Here is a 14,807-nt window from a genome sequence, read left to right as displayed (position 1 = left end):
TGAAGAGGCAGGATCAATATTTATCAGGTGCCAGCGCGGTAAAGAAAGGATTTCTTACCATTTCGCGTGGTGTTCCGCAGGTCCGGGAATCGCCAGGACGCTAGCCTGAGGACGGAAGAAACGATTCGACTGCCCATGCCAGCGGTCGGATTCTCCAGGGAATGTCGAATCCACGGATTCATTAACCTAACGGATGGGTTAGCATGAAGGTATGCAGTTTCAAAGGACTGTCGGTAGTGATCATGTTGCGAGACGAGCATTGTCCGCCTCATGCGCATGTGGAAGCGGGCACGTGGAGTGCGAGATTCAGATTCAGCTTTTGGCACAACGGTGTCGAGCTCTGGGATGTTGTTCCGCTTTCTCGTCGGCCACCGTTGGCGGTGCTTGAGGGATTGCGCCAATCGCTCAAGCAACCTGCCCATTTGCGGCGCGCCCGGAGTATCTGGTGGCGAAAACTGCAAACGGCCTGTCTTGATAATCAATTGTGGGATTGGCAAAGCAACGAAGTCGTTGTGGTTAAAAGGGTTGTCAGCACCACCAATATGATTGGATCGGCTTGGTACATGCCTGAAACGAACAAAACAGTGCTGTCTCTGGTCGGCACACAGGAAGGTGTGGAGATTGAGTTATGAAAACGATAAAAGCCAAGGTTCAGGCTGATAATTCCGTAACGGAAGGTGGCCTGGACAAAGCCATTGAACGTGGCGAATTGCGCAGAAAAAACAGCCTGCAAGCTACAGCGGTTACTTACCTGCCCCCCTGTCTGGCCGTCAGCTTCGAAGATGGCAGCGGCGTATTGTTGCCCGTGGCCAACTATCCGGAGTTCGATGATTTCGAGGTCGAGGACTTTGCCAGTCTGACTTGCGGCTACGCGGGGACTGCGCTGTGCCATGAAGGCAGGGACCTGCATGTATCCATCGCCGGGATGATTTCTGCGAGCAAGCCGCTGATGGCCATGGCGGCCTCGGTCGTCGCTTCGCGCAATGGTCGCCAGAGCAGCGCCGCAAAGTCTGAAGCTGCGCGGGCCAACGGCAGGAAAGGCGGGCGTCCGCGCAAGGTCGATGTTGCCTTGCAAGTGCCTACAAAAAAGCCGTCGTGAAGACGGCTTTTTTGTAGCAGGCGGGGGCATCAACGCCGGGTCAGCATCACCCCGGACTCCATGTGATGGGTCCACGGGAACTGGTCGAACATTGCGCATCGGGTGATGCGGTGGGTGTCGTGCAGTTGGGCGATGTTGGCTGCCAGAGTCTGCGGGTTGCAGGAGATGTACAAGATGTTGTCGAAGCGTCGGGTCAGCTCGCAGGTGTCCGGGTCCATGCCGGCGCGGGGCGGGTCGACGAACACGCTGCCGAACTCGTAGCTCTTGAGGTCGATGCCGTGCAGGCGGCGAAACGGACGCACTTCGTTCAGGGCTTCGGTCAGTTCTTCGGCGGACAAACGCACCAGGGTGACGTTATCCACCGCGTTTTCGCTGAGATTGCTCAACGCTGCGTTGACCGAGGTCTTGCTGATTTCGGTGGCCAGCACTTTGCGCACGCGGGTGGCGAGCGGCAGGGTGAAGTTGCCGTTGCCGCAATACAGTTCCAGCAAATCGTCGGAGCGATCGCCAAGCGCATCGTAGGCCCAGTTGAGCATCTTCTGGTTCACCGTACCGTTGGGCTGGGTGAAGGCTCCTTCTGGCTGGCGGAAGCTGAAGGTGCGGCCGCCGACGTCCAGTTGCTCGACCACGTAATCGTGCCCGATGACTTCGCGCTTGCCCTTGGAGCGACCGATGATGCTGACGTTCAGGTCCGTGGCCAGTTTCGAAGCCGCCGCGTGCCAGTGCTCGTCCAGCGGGCGGTGATAGCACAGGGTGATCATCGCGTCGCCGGACAGCGTGGTCAGGAACTCCACCTGGAACAGCTTGTGGCTCAGGGCCGCGCTGGCTTGCCATGCGGCCTTGAGTTGCGGCATCAACTGGTTGATGCGCAGGCTGGCAATCGGGAACTCTTCGATCAGGATGGGCGTGCGTTTGTCTTCCTGGGAAAACATCGCGTAATGACGCTCGCCGGCTTCGCGCCACAGACGGAACTCGGCGCGCAGGCGAAAGTTTTTCAGCGGCGAATCGAAAACGGCTGGCTCGGGTGCATCGAACGGGGCCAGCAGGTCACGCAAACGCGTGACCTTTTCTTCGAGCTGAACGGCGTAGGCCTGGGAATCAAAAGTCATGCGTTGAACCAACCCAGCTTGATCACGAACAGGATCGACAGGATCACCAGCGCCGGGTTCAGTTCGCGGCCACGACCGGACATCAGCTTGATGGCGGTCCAGGAAATGAAACCGAAGGCGATGCCATTGGCGATGGAGTAAGTGAATGGCATTGCCAGCGCGGTGATCACCACGGGCGCGGCAACAGTGATGTCGTCCCAGTCTATTTCGGCCAGGCCGGATGTCATCAGCACGGCGACGAACAGCAGCGCCGGTGCGGTGGCGAAGGCTGGAACGCTGGCGGCCAGTGGCGAGAAGAACAGCGCCAGCAGGAACAGGATCGCCACCACGATGGCGGTCAGACCGGTGCGCCCACCGGCACTCACGCCAGCGGCGGATTCGATGTAGCTGGTGGTGGTCGAGGTACCCAGCAGCGAACCGGCCATGGCCGCGGTGCTGTCGGCGATCAGGGCGCGGCCCATTTTCGGCATGTGGCCGTCCTTGCCCATCAGGCCGGCGCGCTTGGCCACACCGATCAGGGTGCCGGAGTTGTCGAACAGATCGACGAACAGGAACGCAAAAATCACGCTGACCAGACCGATGTCCAGTGCGCCCTTGATGTCCAGTTGCAGGAAGGTCGGGGCCAGCGACGGCGGCATCGACATCACGCCACCGAAAGGGGTGAAGCCCATCGCGATCGAAACAATGGTCACCACCAGAATGCCGATCAGCACCGCACCGCGCACGGCAAGGGCTTCAAGCGCGACGATCAGGGCAAAACCGAGGGTAGCGAGGATCGGCGCCGGTTGTTTCAGGTCACCAAGGCCGACCATGGTCGCCGGGTTGCTGACCACGATACCGGCGTTGTGCAGGGCGATCAGCGCCAGGAACAGGCCGATGCCGGCAGCGATCGCCGAGCGCAGCGGCAGCGGGATGCTGTTGATGATCCATTCACGGATGCGGAAGATCGACAGCAGGAAGAAGCACACCGCCGAGATGAATACCGCGCCGAGCGCCACTTGCCAGGTATGGCCCATGTGCAGGACTACGGTGTAGGTAAAGAAGGCGTTCAGGCCCATGCCCGGTGCGAGGGCGATCGGGTAGTTGGCGATCAGGCCCATGGTCGTCGAGCCAATGGCAGCTGCCAGGCAGGTGGCGACAAACACCGCGCCCTTGTCCATGCCTGTCTCGCCGAGGATGCTCGGGTTGACGAACAGAATGTAGGCCATGGCCAAAAAGGTCGTGACGCCCGCCAGAATCTCGGTCCGCACGTTGGTGTTGTGTGCCTTGAGTTGAAACAGCCTTTCCAGCATGTCTGCTCCCCGTGGCGCGCCGGGCGCCGTGAATGTATCGACCTCAACAGCAAAGCACAGGCAGCAGAACGCGCCTGGAAATTACTGTGGGCCGGAAAAAGCCGCGCATCATACCAGTAGCTTGGGAATATGGCTGCTTATGGTGGTGATCGTCGTCGATGTTTTGCGACAAAGCCAAGTGCGCCATACTGCGCGCTGGTTTTTTGGGGTGGGTGGGTCCTGCATGAAAAAGCGTCTGGTTGCCGCCTTCGGAGTATGGATGGCGTTGTTTCTCGGGGCTCAAACGGCCGTGGCGGCCTCGGCTCCGCCATTGACGCAATTGAAAGTACTCAAAGTCGCGTCGCCGTCCTGTGGCGTCGAGAACATCGAGGAAGGGCAAACCCGGACCCGCTGCGATCACAATGGCCCGAACATCACGGTGTACGTGTTGGAAGTGGGTTACGGGCGCGAGGCCCATGTCGCGCTGGACGGTTTCGAAGTGAATGGCACCCGCACACCGGTCTGCGCGTTCAAGAACGGCAATCTGACCAGTTGTACCCCAGGGGAAAAAACCGTCGGCTATTTGTATGCCTTTGATCTGGCAGGCAAGCAGGAAGGCACGCTGACCTTCAGCAACACTTCGATCAATGCGCCCGGCAATACGATGTCGACGCAGCTTTATATCCAGTAACCGCACGTATCGAACAAGGGGCAGGAAAGCTGGCTACGCTTAAAAGATCACTCCGTGGACAGTACCCGATGACTTTTAGAGCCTTGATTGCCCTCGCCGAGGGCACCGACGACCTGCAAACCGTGACCCTGATCGACGTGCTGCGCCGCGCAAAAATAGAAGTGGTGGTGGCCAGCATCGAAGGGCGGCGCATGCTCACCTGCGCCCGCGGCACTCGCCTGACGTCCGATGCGATGCTGGTGGACTTGCTGGCACAACCCTTCGACCTGATCGCCTTACCGGGTGGTGCGGTGGGTTCGCAGCACCTGGCGGCACACCAACCCCTGCAACAATTGATCAAGGATCAGGCGGCAGCCGGTCGCCTGTTCGCCGGCATCGCCGAAGCACCTGCCGTGGCACTGCAGGCCTATGGCGTATTGCGCCAGCGACGCATGACCTGCCTGCCCTCGGCCAGCCATCAACTGTCGGGCTGCACCTTCGTCGATCAGCCGGTGGTGGTCGACGGCAATTGCATCACCGCCCAGGGCTCAGGCGCCGCTTTGGCGTTTGCCCTGGCACTGGTGGAGCAACTTTGCGGCAAAGCCATGCGTACGGCGGTGGCGGGGGAGTTGCTGGTTTAGATTACTTCAGGCTTTCGCCTCTTCCTTCTCTTCATCTTTAGCCACGTGCATGCGATCGCGGCTGGCCAGTGTCGGGAACAGTTTGACCCACACCCCGGTCACCACCAGCGTGCCGATCCCGCCCATGACCACGGCTGGCACTGTGCCGAACCAGTGGGCAGTCAGGCCCGATTCGAACTCACCCAGCTGGTTCGAGGCACCGATGAACAAGCCGTTCACGGCGCTGACCCGGCCGCGCATTTCGTCCGGGGTTTCCAGTTGCACGAACGAGGCGCGGATCACCATGCTGATCATGTCTGCCGCGCCCAACACCACCAACACCGCCAGGGAAAACCAGAACGAGGTCGACAGGCCGAAGGCGATGGTTGCCACGCCGAAGATGCCCACGGCGGTGAACATCACCCGTCCGACATTGCGCTCCACGGCAAACCGCGCCAGCAACAGTGACATCAGCAGTGCGCCCACCGCCGGTGCCGAGCGCAACAGGCCCAGCCCCCACGGGCCGGTCAGCAGGATGTCCTTGGCGAACACCGGCAGCAGAGCTGTCGCACCGCCCAAGAGCACAGCGAACAGATCGAGGGAGATCGCCCCGAGAATGTCCGGACGACTGCGGATAAAGCGAATACCCGCCAGCAGTGAATCCAGAGTGGCCTTGCCCTTGTTCAGCGGGGTTTGCCGGGCTGGCAGGTTGAGCATCAGCGAACAGGCGATGACATACAGCAGCACCGTCGGGCCATACACCCAGACGCTGCCGAAGGCGTAGAGCAAGCCGCCAAGGGCCGGGGCGACAATGGTGGCCGATTGCTGGGCCGATTGCGCGGCGGCCACCGCACGGGGAAACAGTGCGCTGGGCACGATGCTTGGCAACAGGGCCTGGGTGGTCGGCATTTCAAAGGAACGGGCGGCACCGAGCAGGAAGGCCAGGATGAAGATCATTTCCCGGGTGACATGGTCGGTCGCGCTGCCGATGGCCAATGACAGGGCGATCAGTGCCTGCAAGGACTGGCAGATCGCCGCCACCTTGCGCCGGTCATAGCGGTCGGCGACATGCCCGGTGTGCAGCATGAACAGCACGCGCGGGGCGAACTCGACCAGGCCGACCAGACCCAGGTCGAGCACGTTGCCGGTCAGTTGATACAGGTTCCAGCCGATGGCCACGGTGAGCATCTGGAAGCCGCTGGCGGTGAATATCCGGGCCAGCCAGAACGCGAGAAAAGGGCGATGGTGACGTAACAGCAAGGGCTCTTGGCTGGGCATCTGCGGGCAAATCTGGGGAGAGGGGAACGGCGAGATTATCACCAACCTGTAACAGGAAGTTGCCATTACAAAAAATTTAGTTAGCCAGACATCGATTTCTGTAGAGCTCCCACAAGGAGATGTGTTTCTGCCTGTTGCCGCAGCCATGAGGCAACTTGTCACGCGGCAAAAGACCACGCGGTTCATCCCCGGAAATGGGACTACTCTTTCAACGTTGATTGATCCAGATCAAAACCCGCAAAAGGAATTGATCCGGCGGCCGCAAGGCCAGACTCCCTGCGTTGTGATGCGTGCAAAAAAGAACAAAAAGGGATTCGCCACACTCCATATCCGTGGGGGCCGTGGGTGCAGGCTTCCAGCCGGCAGCCGTACTACCTGACAGAGGAAGACTTATGTTCGGTTTAGAGGCACTTGATCTCGCCCGAATCCAGTTCGCGTTCACCATCTCGTTCCACATCCTGTTTCCGGCCATCACCATCGGCCTGGCGAGTTACCTGGCGGTACTCGAAGGCCTCTGGCTGAAAACCCATAACGACACCTACCGTGACCTCTACCATTTCTGGTCGAAGATCTTTGCCGTCAACTTCGGCATGGGGGTGGTTTCCGGCCTGGTAATGGCCTATCAGTTCGGCACCAACTGGAGCCGCTTCTCGGACTTCGCCGGTTCCGTGACCGGGCCGTTGCTGACCTATGAAGTGCTCACGGCATTCTTCCTCGAGGCCGGGTTCCTCGGCGTCATGTTGTTCGGCTGGAACAAGGTTGGGCGTGGCCTGCACTTCTTCGCCACCGTGATGGTCGCTATCGGTACGCTGATCTCGACCTTCTGGATTCTCGCCTCCAACAGCTGGATGCAGACCCCGCAGGGCTTCGAGATCGTCAATGGCCAGGTCATCCCCACCGACTGGCTGGCGATCATCTTCAACCCCTCGTTCCCCTATCGCCTGATGCACATGGCCACGGCGGCGTTCGTTGCCACGGCGTTCTTCGTCGGTGCCTCCGCGGCCTGGCATTTGCTGCGCGGCAAGGACAACCCGGCGATCCGCAAGATGCTCTCGATGGCCATGTGGATGGCATTGATCGTGGCGCCGATCCAGGCGGTCATTGGTGACTTCCACGGCCTTAACACGCTGGAGCATCAGCCAGCGAAAATCGCCGCGATCGAGGGGCACTGGGAAAACAAAGGCAACGAGGCGACTCCGTTGATCCTGTTCGGCTGGCCCGACATGAAGGAGGAGAGGACCAAATTTGCTGTCGAAATCCCGTACCTGGGTAGCCTGATCCTCACACACTCGCTGGACAAGCAAGTGCCGGCGCTCAAGGAGTTCCCGCCTGAAGACCGGCCAAATTCGACCATCGTGTTCTGGTCGTTCCGGATCATGGTGGGCCTGGGCATGCTGATGATCTTCACCGGGTTGTGGAGCCTGTGGCTGCGCAAGCGTGACACCCTCTACACTTCTCGGCCGTTCCTGTACCTGGCGTTGTGGATGGGGCCGTCGGGCCTGATCGCGATCCTCGCCGGCTGGTTCACCACGGAAATCGGCCGTCAGCCGTGGGTGGTCTACGGGCTGATGCGGACGGCGGATGCGTCGTCCAACCATAGCTTCATGCAGATGAGCATCACCCTGATCCTGTTTGTCGTGGTTTATTTCGCGCTGTTTGGCGCCGGTCTTGGCTACATGATGCGCCTGGTGCGCAAGGGACCGAAGATCGACGAAGGCAAGGAAACCAACGACGGTGGCCCCGGCCAGAAACGCACACCGGCGCGTCCGTTGTCCGCAGCTGACGACGATCACGCCGATGCCGACCACAGCCTGACCAAGGAGATTTGAATCATGGGTATTGATCTTCCGCTGATCTGGGCCGTGATCATCATCTTCGGCATCATGATGTACGTGGTCATGGACGGTTTCGACCTGGGCATCGGCATTCTCTTCCCGTTCATTCCGGGCAAGACCGATCGCGACGTGATGATGAACACCGTTGCCCCGGTCTGGGACGGCAACGAGACCTGGCTGGTGTTGGGGGGCGCGGCGTTGTTCGGCGCGTTCCCGCTGGCGTATTCGGTGGTGCTCTCGGCGTTGTACCTGCCGCTGATTTTAATGTTGATCGGGTTGATCTTCCGCGGTGTGGCCTTCGAGTTCCGCTTCAAGGCCAGGGATGACAAGCGTCACCTGTGGGACAAGGCGTTCATCGGTGGCTCGGTCACTGCGACGTTTTTCCAGGGCGTTGCACTCGGTGCGTTCATCGATGGGCTGCCGGTGGTCAACCGGCAGTTCGCCGGTGGTTCACTGGACTGGCTGACACCGTTCACGATGTTCTGTGGTGCGGCGCTGGTGGTGGCCTATGCGTTGCTCGGTTGCACCTGGCTGATCATGAAAACCGAAGGCAAGTTGCAGGAGCAGATGCATGACCTGGCACGGCCATTGGCTTATGTGCTGCTGGCAGTGATCGGCATCGTCAGCATCTGGACCCCGCTGGCCCACACGGAAATCGCCGCACGCTGGTTCACCATGCCGAATCTGTTCTGGTTCATGCCGGTGCCGATTCTGGTGCTGGTGACGATGTACGGCCTGATCCGCGCCGTGGCCCGCAATGCGCACTACACGCCATTCCTGCTGACCCTGGTGCTGATCTTCCTCGGTTACAGCGGGTTGGGCATCAGCCTGTGGCCGAACATCATCCCGCCGTCGATCTCGATCTGGGATGCCGCCGCGCCGCCGCAAAGCCAGGGCTTCATGCTGGTGGGCACGCTGTTCATCATCCCGTTCATCCTGGGCTACACCTTCTGGAGCTACTACGTGTTCCGCGGCAAGGTCACCCATGAAGACGGTTATCACTAGTCTGCTGCAATACGAACCTGTGGGAGCGAGCCTGCTCGCGATGGCGTCCTGACAGACGCCATTGATCTACATCGGAGGATTTATCAATGAACGGCAAACACACTCTGCACGACATTGAAGAAGCCGAAAAAAAGCCGCTGTGGCAGCGGCTCGGCTGGTTGGCCCTGATCTGGTTCGGCAGCGTGGGCGCCTTGTTCATCGTCGCCAGCCTGATGCGTCTGTTCATGAGCGCGGCCGGCCTGACGACGCACTGACATCTCTCCCGTAGCCTCAAGGCACTGATTTATAACCCTCCGTCCGGAGGGTTTTTTTTTGCCTGTTATTTACGCGCCTTGAGGATCACGAATTTCGGGTTGGCCGCCACTTGCTCGACGCCACGGAACAATCGCGCCAGCTTGCTGTGGTACCCCAGGTGACGATTGCCGACGATGTACAGCGCGCCGCCCACGACCAGCGCTTCGCGCGCTTGCTGGAACATCCGCCAGGCCAGGAAGTCACCCACCACTTGTTGCTGGTGAAACGGTGGATTACACAGCACGACGTCAAGCGATTGCGGTTCCTGGCCGGCAAGGCCATCGCCGGCATGCACGGTCACTTCCCGTTCCCCCAACGCGGCGCGCCAGTTTTCGCGGGCCGATTGCACGGCCATGAAAGACTCGTCCACCAGTGTGTAGTGGGCCTCGGGGTTTTGCAGGGCGCTGGCGATGGCCAGAACGCCGTTGCCGCAACCGAGATCGGCGACCCGTGCCGAGCCGAGATTTTTTGGCAGGTGTGGCAAAAACGCCCGGGTGCCGATGTCCAGGCCTTCGCGGCAAAACACATTGGCGTGGTTGAGCAGTTCGATGGCCGGTTCGTCGAGTCTGTATCGCGTCGGGTAAGGCGATACGACTGGCGTTTTGTCTTGAGCCGTGGCAATCAATAGCCGCGCCTTCTTCACGGCCAACGAGGCTTGCACCGGGCCGATGTAACGCTCCAGCAGGTCGCCCGCCGCCCGGGGCAGATGTTTGATCATGGCCGCGGCAACCACTTGGGCGCCGGGTGCCAGTTGGCCTTGCAGGCGTATCAGTTGTTCTTCCAGCAGCGCCAGGGTTTTCGGCACACGAATCAGCACGCAGTCGAACGGCCCGACAGGGGCCTCGCTGGCGGGGATGCCCGGCACCGCATCAAACGCCAGGCCGTTGCGCACCAGGTTCTTCTCCAGGCCTTGAAAAGCCAGGAACGAATCACCGCTGCTGACCACCCGCACCTTACCTGCCAGGCTGGCCGCCAACGCGCCGAAACTGTCATTGAGCACCAGGACCCGGGTAACCGACGCCGGCTGCTGTTCGGCCAGGTGGTTGAGCAGGTATTCATCGGCCGCGTCGAAAGCTTGCAGCGGTTCGTTCTGCTGTTCGGGCTGGCGGATCAGGTCGAGGCTGGCGAAGGGTGTTTCGAGCAAAGGCATGGGGCGGGGCTCTGGGTAATCAACGGATGTCCCGCTGCCCTAAGGCGTTGGAGCGGGCGGAGCCGTCCGAGTGTACTGCGCCGTGTAGGTCTACACGCTATCACTCAGGAGGGACCGCAAATGGTACGTTTTTTTTGACTGGATTGCCCGCAGGTTTTCCCGCAGTCGGGCGCTTTCAGATGGCGCCGGACCGGGCCGCGGCGATGACGGCTGCAATCTTGTTGTTGACGCCGAGCTTCTCGATAGCCCTGTGCACATGAAAGTTGACTGTGCGCTCACTCAAATTGAGGATCCTGGAAATCTCATAAGCCGTCTTGCCGTCGGCCGACAGTTTCAATACTTCGAGTTCGCGTCGTGACAAGGGGGAAGCCTTGGGGGGAGCCGGCTTTTTCGGTTGCATGGCGATCGCCAGAGCGTGCAGGTGGCGACTGATGAACACCGAGAATCCAAGATTCTCGTACAGCTCGTAGGCTGAAATCGGGCAATGGCTTCTGGCCAGGCTGAGAATGCTGCGCAGACCGGTTTCCTCATCGTGGACCGCCTGGGACCAGCCATGCTGCAAACCTTGTTGCTGCAACAACTGCCAGAGCCATGGCGCACTGGAAAAAAGCTCTTTGCTCCAGAGAACAGGCAACATTGAATGATTGCAATGCGCCACTACTGGATCTATTTGCGTGGCGTTGTTCTTTTCATATTGAATATTCCACTCATGGGGGAAATTGTTCAGGTTCACTGTACTGGTGTCGACCCCGACTGAGTTCAAAGTAATTGAAAATCCACAAAATTTATATCCAAGGTTCCTGGCGAAGTTGAGCGCGATTCTATAGGCGGTATTGATCTCTTGCGTGTGTGCCAGTTGATTAAGCTGTGACTCCTTCCAGATCTCCATGGAAATTCTCCGTTGACATGTCTGCAGGGTGCAATATTGGATCCGAGATCCGGCACGTCACGAAGTGTAGGATATTTCCTAGTAAAATGGTGCGACAATTTTGTTCTTTTGAATGTTGAAAAATTACGTTCAAGGTTCTTAGGTCATAGATGATTTATAAAATGCCATGTGTCATTTTACAAATATGGTTTGTATTTGGTAATCGATCGCCAATGCACGTTAATGCCACTACAAATTGTCGGTGTTTATGTTGCTTTCTTTGCGGGACACTGGGGTGTCTTTTGATTGGAGCCTTCCATGTCCGTCAGTGAAGAAAAATTTACGCGTCAGATCTTGCGCGAGGTTCATCCGTTGACCCCGAATCTGTTTACCCTGCGCGCCACCCGGGACGCAGGGTTTCGTTTTCGGGCGGGGCAATTTGCCCGATTGGGCGTCACCAAGGCTGACGGCGGCACGGTATGGCGCGCCTACTCCATGGTGTCCTCGCCCTTTGACGAATTCCTCGAGTTCTTTTCCATTGTCGTACCGGGTGGTGAGTTCACCAGTGAACTGAGCCGCCTGGGTGTTGGCGATACGCTTCTGGTCGACCGACAGGCCTTCGGGTATCTGACGCTTGACCGCTTTGCAGACGGGCGTGATCTGTGGTTGTTATCCACAGGCACGGGGCTGGCGCCGTTCCTGTCGATACTCCAGGACTTCGAAGTCTGGGAGCGATTCGAGCGGATCATCCTGGTGTACAGCGTTCGAGAAGCCCGGGAACTGGCTTATCTGGAACTGATCGCAGGGCTGACGCAGCGTGAGTACCTGGCGGAGTACGCACACAAACTGCAATTCATCACCACGGTCACTCGTGAGCAGCATCCTGGCGCATTGAACGGGCGGATCACCACGCTGATTGAGAACGGCGAGCTGGAGCGCGTTGCGGGTGTTGCGCTGACGCCTGAGCATTCACGGGTCATGCTGTGCGGCAACCCGCAGATGATTGATGACACGCGCAAGCTGCTTAAACAGCGGGACATGCACTTGAGTCTCAGCCGGCGGCCCGGCCAGGTGGCGGTGGAAAACTTCTGGTAAGAAAAACGGCGCCTCAAAGGCGCCGTTTTTCCCTCTGCCAATGTAGTCACGGCCGGTTGTTCTGGGCCTTGAGCAAGTCGCGGATCTCGCCCAGCAGTTCTTCTTCCTTGGTGGGGGTCGGTGGCAGGCTAGGGGCTACGGCCTCTTCGCGCTTCAGGCGGTTGATGGCCTTGACGCCCATGAAAATCGCAAAGGCGACGATGACGAAGTCGATGATGGTCTGGATGAATTTGCCATAGGCCAGCACCACGGCTGGAGTAGCGCCTTCTGCTGCCTTGAGCGTTATGGCCAGATCACTGAAGTCCACGCCACCGATCAGCATCCCGATTGGCGGCATGACCAGGTCACCTACAAACGACGTAACGATCTTGCCGAAGGCCGCACCGATAATGATGCCGACGGCCATGTCGACCACGTTGCCTTTGACCGCGAAGGCCTTGAACTCGTTTAGCACGCCCATAGGTTATTTCCTTGTTACGGATGAGGTTGATAGACGCAGTGTAAATCAGCAAATCGCATCCTGCTCGAATCAATGGCCTGTTGTGTTTGTCGGCAAGCGAGCCGGGCGGTGTTGAAAAATTCACCGATTGATCTCGTCTGTGAGCAGGTCAGTCCTTCTACGGGGTTCGCAGACGATGTTTCTTTCAGCGATATGGCGACGTTTGTATGAGCGAGGCAGGATTGAGAGACCGCTACTGAATCGTGACGTTGAAGTTGATCGGGAAGTTAGTGATCAGGAGCTAGTGTTGAAAGTTAATTGTGTATGTAGTGATGCGAACTGTTTAGTTAGTTTTTGTTGTTTAATAACTTGTGTATTTCTCTGGATTGGCTCCGTGTTATGTGTGAGTGTTTTCGGGGTTGTGCATGAAGAATGTAAATGAATAGGTCTTGTATAGGTTTTCAAGTCGTGCGGTATGGTATGTCTCTAGAGTTTGTTGGCTGTGTTGAGGAAAAAACTTATACAAAGTTTTATCGGGTCGGTGTATCTCAATATGCATGAGTTGATAAAGGCTATTTGAGATCATCAAGGAGGGTGCGAAATATCTGGACGCACTCGCGTACCTCAGCTGAGCTATCATCGCGTTTTTTTCCGGGAGTTCCGATGGCCAAGGCCAAGCGCATGTACGGCTGCACCGAGTGCGGCTCGACTTTCCCCAAATGGGCCGGCCAGTGCGCTGAGTGCGGGGCCTGGAACACACTCACCGAAACCATGGTGGAAAGCGGCGGGGCAGCCGCCCCCAGCGGACGTACCGGCTGGGCTGGCCAACAGGCGCAGATCAAGACCCTGGCCGAAGTCAGTGTCGAAGAAATTCCACGTTTCTCCACCGCTTCCGGCGAGCTCGACCGGGTTCTGGGTGGTGGTCTGGTGGATGGCTCGGTGGTGCTGATCGGTGGCGATCCCGGTATCGGCAAGTCGACCATTCTGCTGCAAACCTTGTGCAACCTCGCCAAGAGCATGCCGGCGCTGTACGTCACCGGTGAAGAGTCCCAGCAGCAAGTGGCCATGCGTGCACGGCGCCTGGGATTGCCTCAGGATCAACTGCGGGTCATGACCGAAACCTGCATCGAAGCCATCATTGCCACGGCCCGTCAGGAAAAGCCCAGGGTGATGGTGATCGACTCGATCCAGACGATCTTTACCGAGCAACTGCAATCGGCACCGGGTGGTGTATCCCAGGTGCGTGAAAGCGCGGCGTTGCTGGTGCGTTATGCCAAACAGAGCGGTACGGCGATTTTCCTGGTGGGCCACGTCACCAAGGAAGGTGCGCTGGCTGGCCCTCGAGTTCTGGAGCACATGGTCGACACCGTGCTGTATTTCGAAGGCGAGTCCGATGGGCGCCTGCGTCTGCTGCGGGCAGTGAAGAACCGCTTCGGTGCCGTCAATGAGTTGGGCGTGTTCGGCATGACCGACAAGGGCCTGAAAGAAGTCTCCAATCCGTCGGCGATTTTTCTGACCCGTGCCCAGGAAGAAGTCCCGGGCAGTGTGGTGATGGCAACATGGGAAGGTACGCGGCCGATGCTGGTGGAGGTTCAGGCGCTGGTGGACGACAGTCACCTGGCCAACCCGCGTCGGGTCACGCTGGGGCTGGATCAGAACCGGCTGGCGATGTTGCTGGCGGTGCTGCACCGTCACGGTGGCATTCCGACCCACGATCAGGACGTGTTCCTCAACGTGGTCGGCGGGGTCAAGGTGCTGGAAACGGCGTCCGACCTGGCGTTGATGGCGGCGGTGATGTCCAGTTTGCGCAATCGGCCGTTACCCCACGATCTGCTGGTTTTCGGTGAAGTCGGGTTGTCCGGTGAGGTGCGTCCGGTGCCGAGCGGTCAGGAGCGCTTGAAAGAGGCGGCCAAGCACGGCTTCAAGCGGGCCATCGTGCCCAAGGGCAATGCGCCGAAAGAGGCGCCGGCAGGGTTGCAGATCATTGCCGTCACTCGCCTGGAGCAGGCACTCGACGCATTGTTCGAATAAACACTGACCTTGTGGGAGCGAGCCTGCTCGCGAAGGCGGTATG

Annotated in this window: 15 protein-coding genes; 9 read left to right on the top strand and 6 right to left on the bottom strand. The window is 59.0% G+C overall.

Annotation, left to right across the window (positions count from 1 at the left end; translation table 11 throughout):
* The first annotated feature begins 203 nt into the window (after positions 1-203).
* Both ACEN8E_RS25765 and ACEN8E_RS25760 read left to right on the top strand, forming a co-directional pair.
* Positions 204-632: a DUF4160 domain-containing protein gene (locus ACEN8E_RS25765; protein WP_495590365.1), complete on the top strand. Its 429-nt coding sequence runs from the start codon at positions 204-206 to the stop codon at positions 630-632.
* Positions 629-1,099, top strand: coding sequence for a DUF2442 domain-containing protein (locus ACEN8E_RS25760; RefSeq protein ID WP_495590364.1), 471 nt, complete (start codon positions 629-631; stop codon positions 1,097-1,099). The genes ACEN8E_RS25765 and ACEN8E_RS25760 overlap by 4 nt, the downstream gene beginning before the upstream one ends.
* Positions 1,100-1,128: 29 nt before the next feature.
* On the opposite strand, the gene trmA is transcribed toward ACEN8E_RS25760, so the two are convergent.
* Together trmA and ACEN8E_RS25750 are read right to left on the bottom strand one after the other, a co-directional pair.
* On the bottom strand, positions 1,129-2,208 hold the full coding sequence (trmA, locus tag ACEN8E_RS25755) for a tRNA (uridine(54)-C5)-methyltransferase TrmA (protein ID WP_495590363.1): 1,080 nt from the start codon (positions 2,206-2,208) through the stop codon (positions 1,129-1,131).
* Positions 2,205-3,500 carry an NCS2 family permease gene (locus tag ACEN8E_RS25750; RefSeq protein ID WP_495590362.1) on the bottom strand — a complete coding sequence of 432 codons (1,296 nt, stop codon included), beginning with the start codon at positions 3,498-3,500 and terminating at the stop codon, positions 2,205-2,207. Before ACEN8E_RS25750 ends, trmA begins: the two co-directional genes overlap by 4 nt.
* A 223-nt stretch (positions 3,501-3,723) precedes the next feature.
* On the opposite strand from ACEN8E_RS25750, the gene ACEN8E_RS25745 reads away from it, so the two are divergent.
* The gene (locus tag ACEN8E_RS25745) at positions 3,724-4,170 is read left to right on the top strand and encodes a DUF4879 domain-containing protein (protein ID WP_495593398.1); all 447 of its coding nucleotides are present in this window, start codon (positions 3,724-3,726) and stop codon (positions 4,168-4,170) included.
* 68 nt (positions 4,171-4,238) lie between these two features.
* Positions 4,239-4,790, top strand: coding sequence for a DJ-1 family glyoxalase III (locus ACEN8E_RS25740; RefSeq protein WP_495590361.1), 552 nt, complete (start codon positions 4,239-4,241; stop codon positions 4,788-4,790).
* Between the two features lie 6 nt (positions 4,791-4,796).
* Here ACEN8E_RS25740 and ACEN8E_RS25735 read toward each other — a convergent pair whose 3' ends face one another.
* A complete protein-coding gene (locus ACEN8E_RS25735) occupies positions 4,797-6,047 on the bottom strand; it encodes an MFS transporter (protein ID WP_429371542.1) in 1,251 nt (416 codons plus the stop codon).
* A gap of 392 nt (positions 6,048-6,439) precedes the next feature.
* Here ACEN8E_RS25735 and ACEN8E_RS25730 point away from each other — a divergent pair, with 392 nt between their 5' ends.
* The 3 genes from ACEN8E_RS25730 to ACEN8E_RS25720 all read left to right on the top strand — a co-directional run bounded on the left by ACEN8E_RS25730 (position 6,440) and on the right by ACEN8E_RS25720 (position 9,141).
* Positions 6,440-7,876, top strand: coding sequence for a cytochrome ubiquinol oxidase subunit I (locus ACEN8E_RS25730; RefSeq protein WP_495590360.1), 1,437 nt, complete (start codon positions 6,440-6,442; stop codon positions 7,874-7,876).
* Between the two features lie 3 nt (positions 7,877-7,879).
* On the top strand, positions 7,880-8,887 hold the full coding sequence (gene cydB / locus ACEN8E_RS25725) for a cytochrome d ubiquinol oxidase subunit II (protein WP_429371538.1): 1,008 nt from the start codon (positions 7,880-7,882) through the stop codon (positions 8,885-8,887).
* 86 nt (positions 8,888-8,973) lie between these two features.
* Positions 8,974-9,141, top strand: coding sequence for a DUF2474 domain-containing protein (locus ACEN8E_RS25720; protein WP_495590359.1), 168 nt, complete (start codon positions 8,974-8,976; stop codon positions 9,139-9,141).
* A 65-nt stretch (positions 9,142-9,206) separates the two neighbouring features.
* On the opposite strand, the gene ACEN8E_RS25715 is transcribed toward ACEN8E_RS25720, so the two are convergent.
* Complete coding sequence (locus ACEN8E_RS25715) at positions 9,207-10,331, bottom strand: methyltransferase (RefSeq protein ID WP_495590358.1); 1,125 nt, start codon at positions 10,329-10,331, stop codon at positions 9,207-9,209.
* Positions 10,332-10,506: 175 nt separating this feature from the next.
* A complete protein-coding gene (locus tag ACEN8E_RS25710) occupies positions 10,507-11,220 on the bottom strand; it encodes a helix-turn-helix transcriptional regulator (RefSeq protein ID WP_495590357.1) in 714 nt (237 codons plus the stop codon).
* Between the two features lie 297 nt (positions 11,221-11,517).
* Between ACEN8E_RS25710 and ACEN8E_RS25705 the strand changes: the two genes are divergently transcribed.
* The gene (locus ACEN8E_RS25705; RefSeq protein ID WP_495590356.1) at positions 11,518-12,294 is read left to right on the top strand and encodes a ferredoxin--NADP reductase; all 777 of its coding nucleotides are present in this window, start codon (positions 11,518-11,520) and stop codon (positions 12,292-12,294) included.
* Positions 12,295-12,340: 46 nt separating this feature from the next.
* Here the strand turns inward: ACEN8E_RS25705 and mscL are convergent, their stop codons facing one another.
* Positions 12,341-12,754, bottom strand: a complete 414-nt coding sequence (gene mscL / locus ACEN8E_RS25700) for a large-conductance mechanosensitive channel protein MscL (RefSeq protein ID WP_495590355.1) — start codon at positions 12,752-12,754, stop codon at positions 12,341-12,343.
* Positions 12,755-13,396: 642 nt separating this feature from the next.
* Between mscL and radA the strand changes: the two genes are divergently transcribed.
* Positions 13,397-14,764 carry a DNA repair protein RadA gene (radA, locus tag ACEN8E_RS25695; RefSeq protein WP_085718422.1) on the top strand — a complete coding sequence of 456 codons (1,368 nt, stop codon included), beginning with the start codon at positions 13,397-13,399 and terminating at the stop codon, positions 14,762-14,764.
* The last annotated feature ends 43 nt before the right edge of the window (positions 14,765-14,807 follow it).

The organism is Pseudomonas sp. Pseusp9 (genome assembly GCF_059491265.1).
This window is presented reverse-complemented; position numbering and strand designations above follow the sequence as displayed.

Bases quoted from the DNA above. Each gene is read 5' to 3' on its own strand.
- ACEN8E_RS25765 (WP_495590365.1), top strand. From the start codon at position 204: ATGAAGGTATGCAGTTTCAAAGGACTGTCGGTAGTGATCATGTTGCGA.
- ACEN8E_RS25760 (WP_495590364.1), top strand. From the start codon at position 629: ATGAAAACGATAAAAGCCAAGGTTCAGGCTGATAATTCCGTAACGGAA.
- trmA (WP_495590363.1), bottom strand. From the start codon at position 2,208: ATGACTTTTGATTCCCAGGCCTACGCCGTTCAGCTCGAAGAAAAGGTC.
- ACEN8E_RS25750 (WP_495590362.1), bottom strand. From the start codon at position 3,500: ATGCTGGAAAGGCTGTTTCAACTCAAGGCACACAACACCAACGTGCGG.
- ACEN8E_RS25745 (WP_495593398.1), top strand. From the start codon at position 3,724: ATGAAAAAGCGTCTGGTTGCCGCCTTCGGAGTATGGATGGCGTTGTTT.
- ACEN8E_RS25740 (WP_495590361.1), top strand. From the start codon at position 4,239: ATGACTTTTAGAGCCTTGATTGCCCTCGCCGAGGGCACCGACGACCTG.
- ACEN8E_RS25735 (WP_429371542.1), bottom strand. From the start codon at position 6,047: ATGCCCAGCCAAGAGCCCTTGCTGTTACGTCACCATCGCCCTTTTCTC.
- ACEN8E_RS25730 (WP_495590360.1), top strand. From the start codon at position 6,440: ATGTTCGGTTTAGAGGCACTTGATCTCGCCCGAATCCAGTTCGCGTTC.
- cydB (WP_429371538.1), top strand. From the start codon at position 7,880: ATGGGTATTGATCTTCCGCTGATCTGGGCCGTGATCATCATCTTCGGC.
- ACEN8E_RS25720 (WP_495590359.1), top strand. From the start codon at position 8,974: ATGAACGGCAAACACACTCTGCACGACATTGAAGAAGCCGAAAAAAAG.
- ACEN8E_RS25715 (WP_495590358.1), bottom strand. From the start codon at position 10,331: ATGCCTTTGCTCGAAACACCCTTCGCCAGCCTCGACCTGATCCGCCAG.
- ACEN8E_RS25710 (WP_495590357.1), bottom strand. From the start codon at position 11,220: ATGGAGATCTGGAAGGAGTCACAGCTTAATCAACTGGCACACACGCAA.
- ACEN8E_RS25705 (WP_495590356.1), top strand. From the start codon at position 11,518: ATGTCCGTCAGTGAAGAAAAATTTACGCGTCAGATCTTGCGCGAGGTT.
- mscL (WP_495590355.1), bottom strand. From the start codon at position 12,754: ATGGGCGTGCTAAACGAGTTCAAGGCCTTCGCGGTCAAAGGCAACGTG.
- radA (WP_085718422.1), top strand. From the start codon at position 13,397: ATGGCCAAGGCCAAGCGCATGTACGGCTGCACCGAGTGCGGCTCGACT.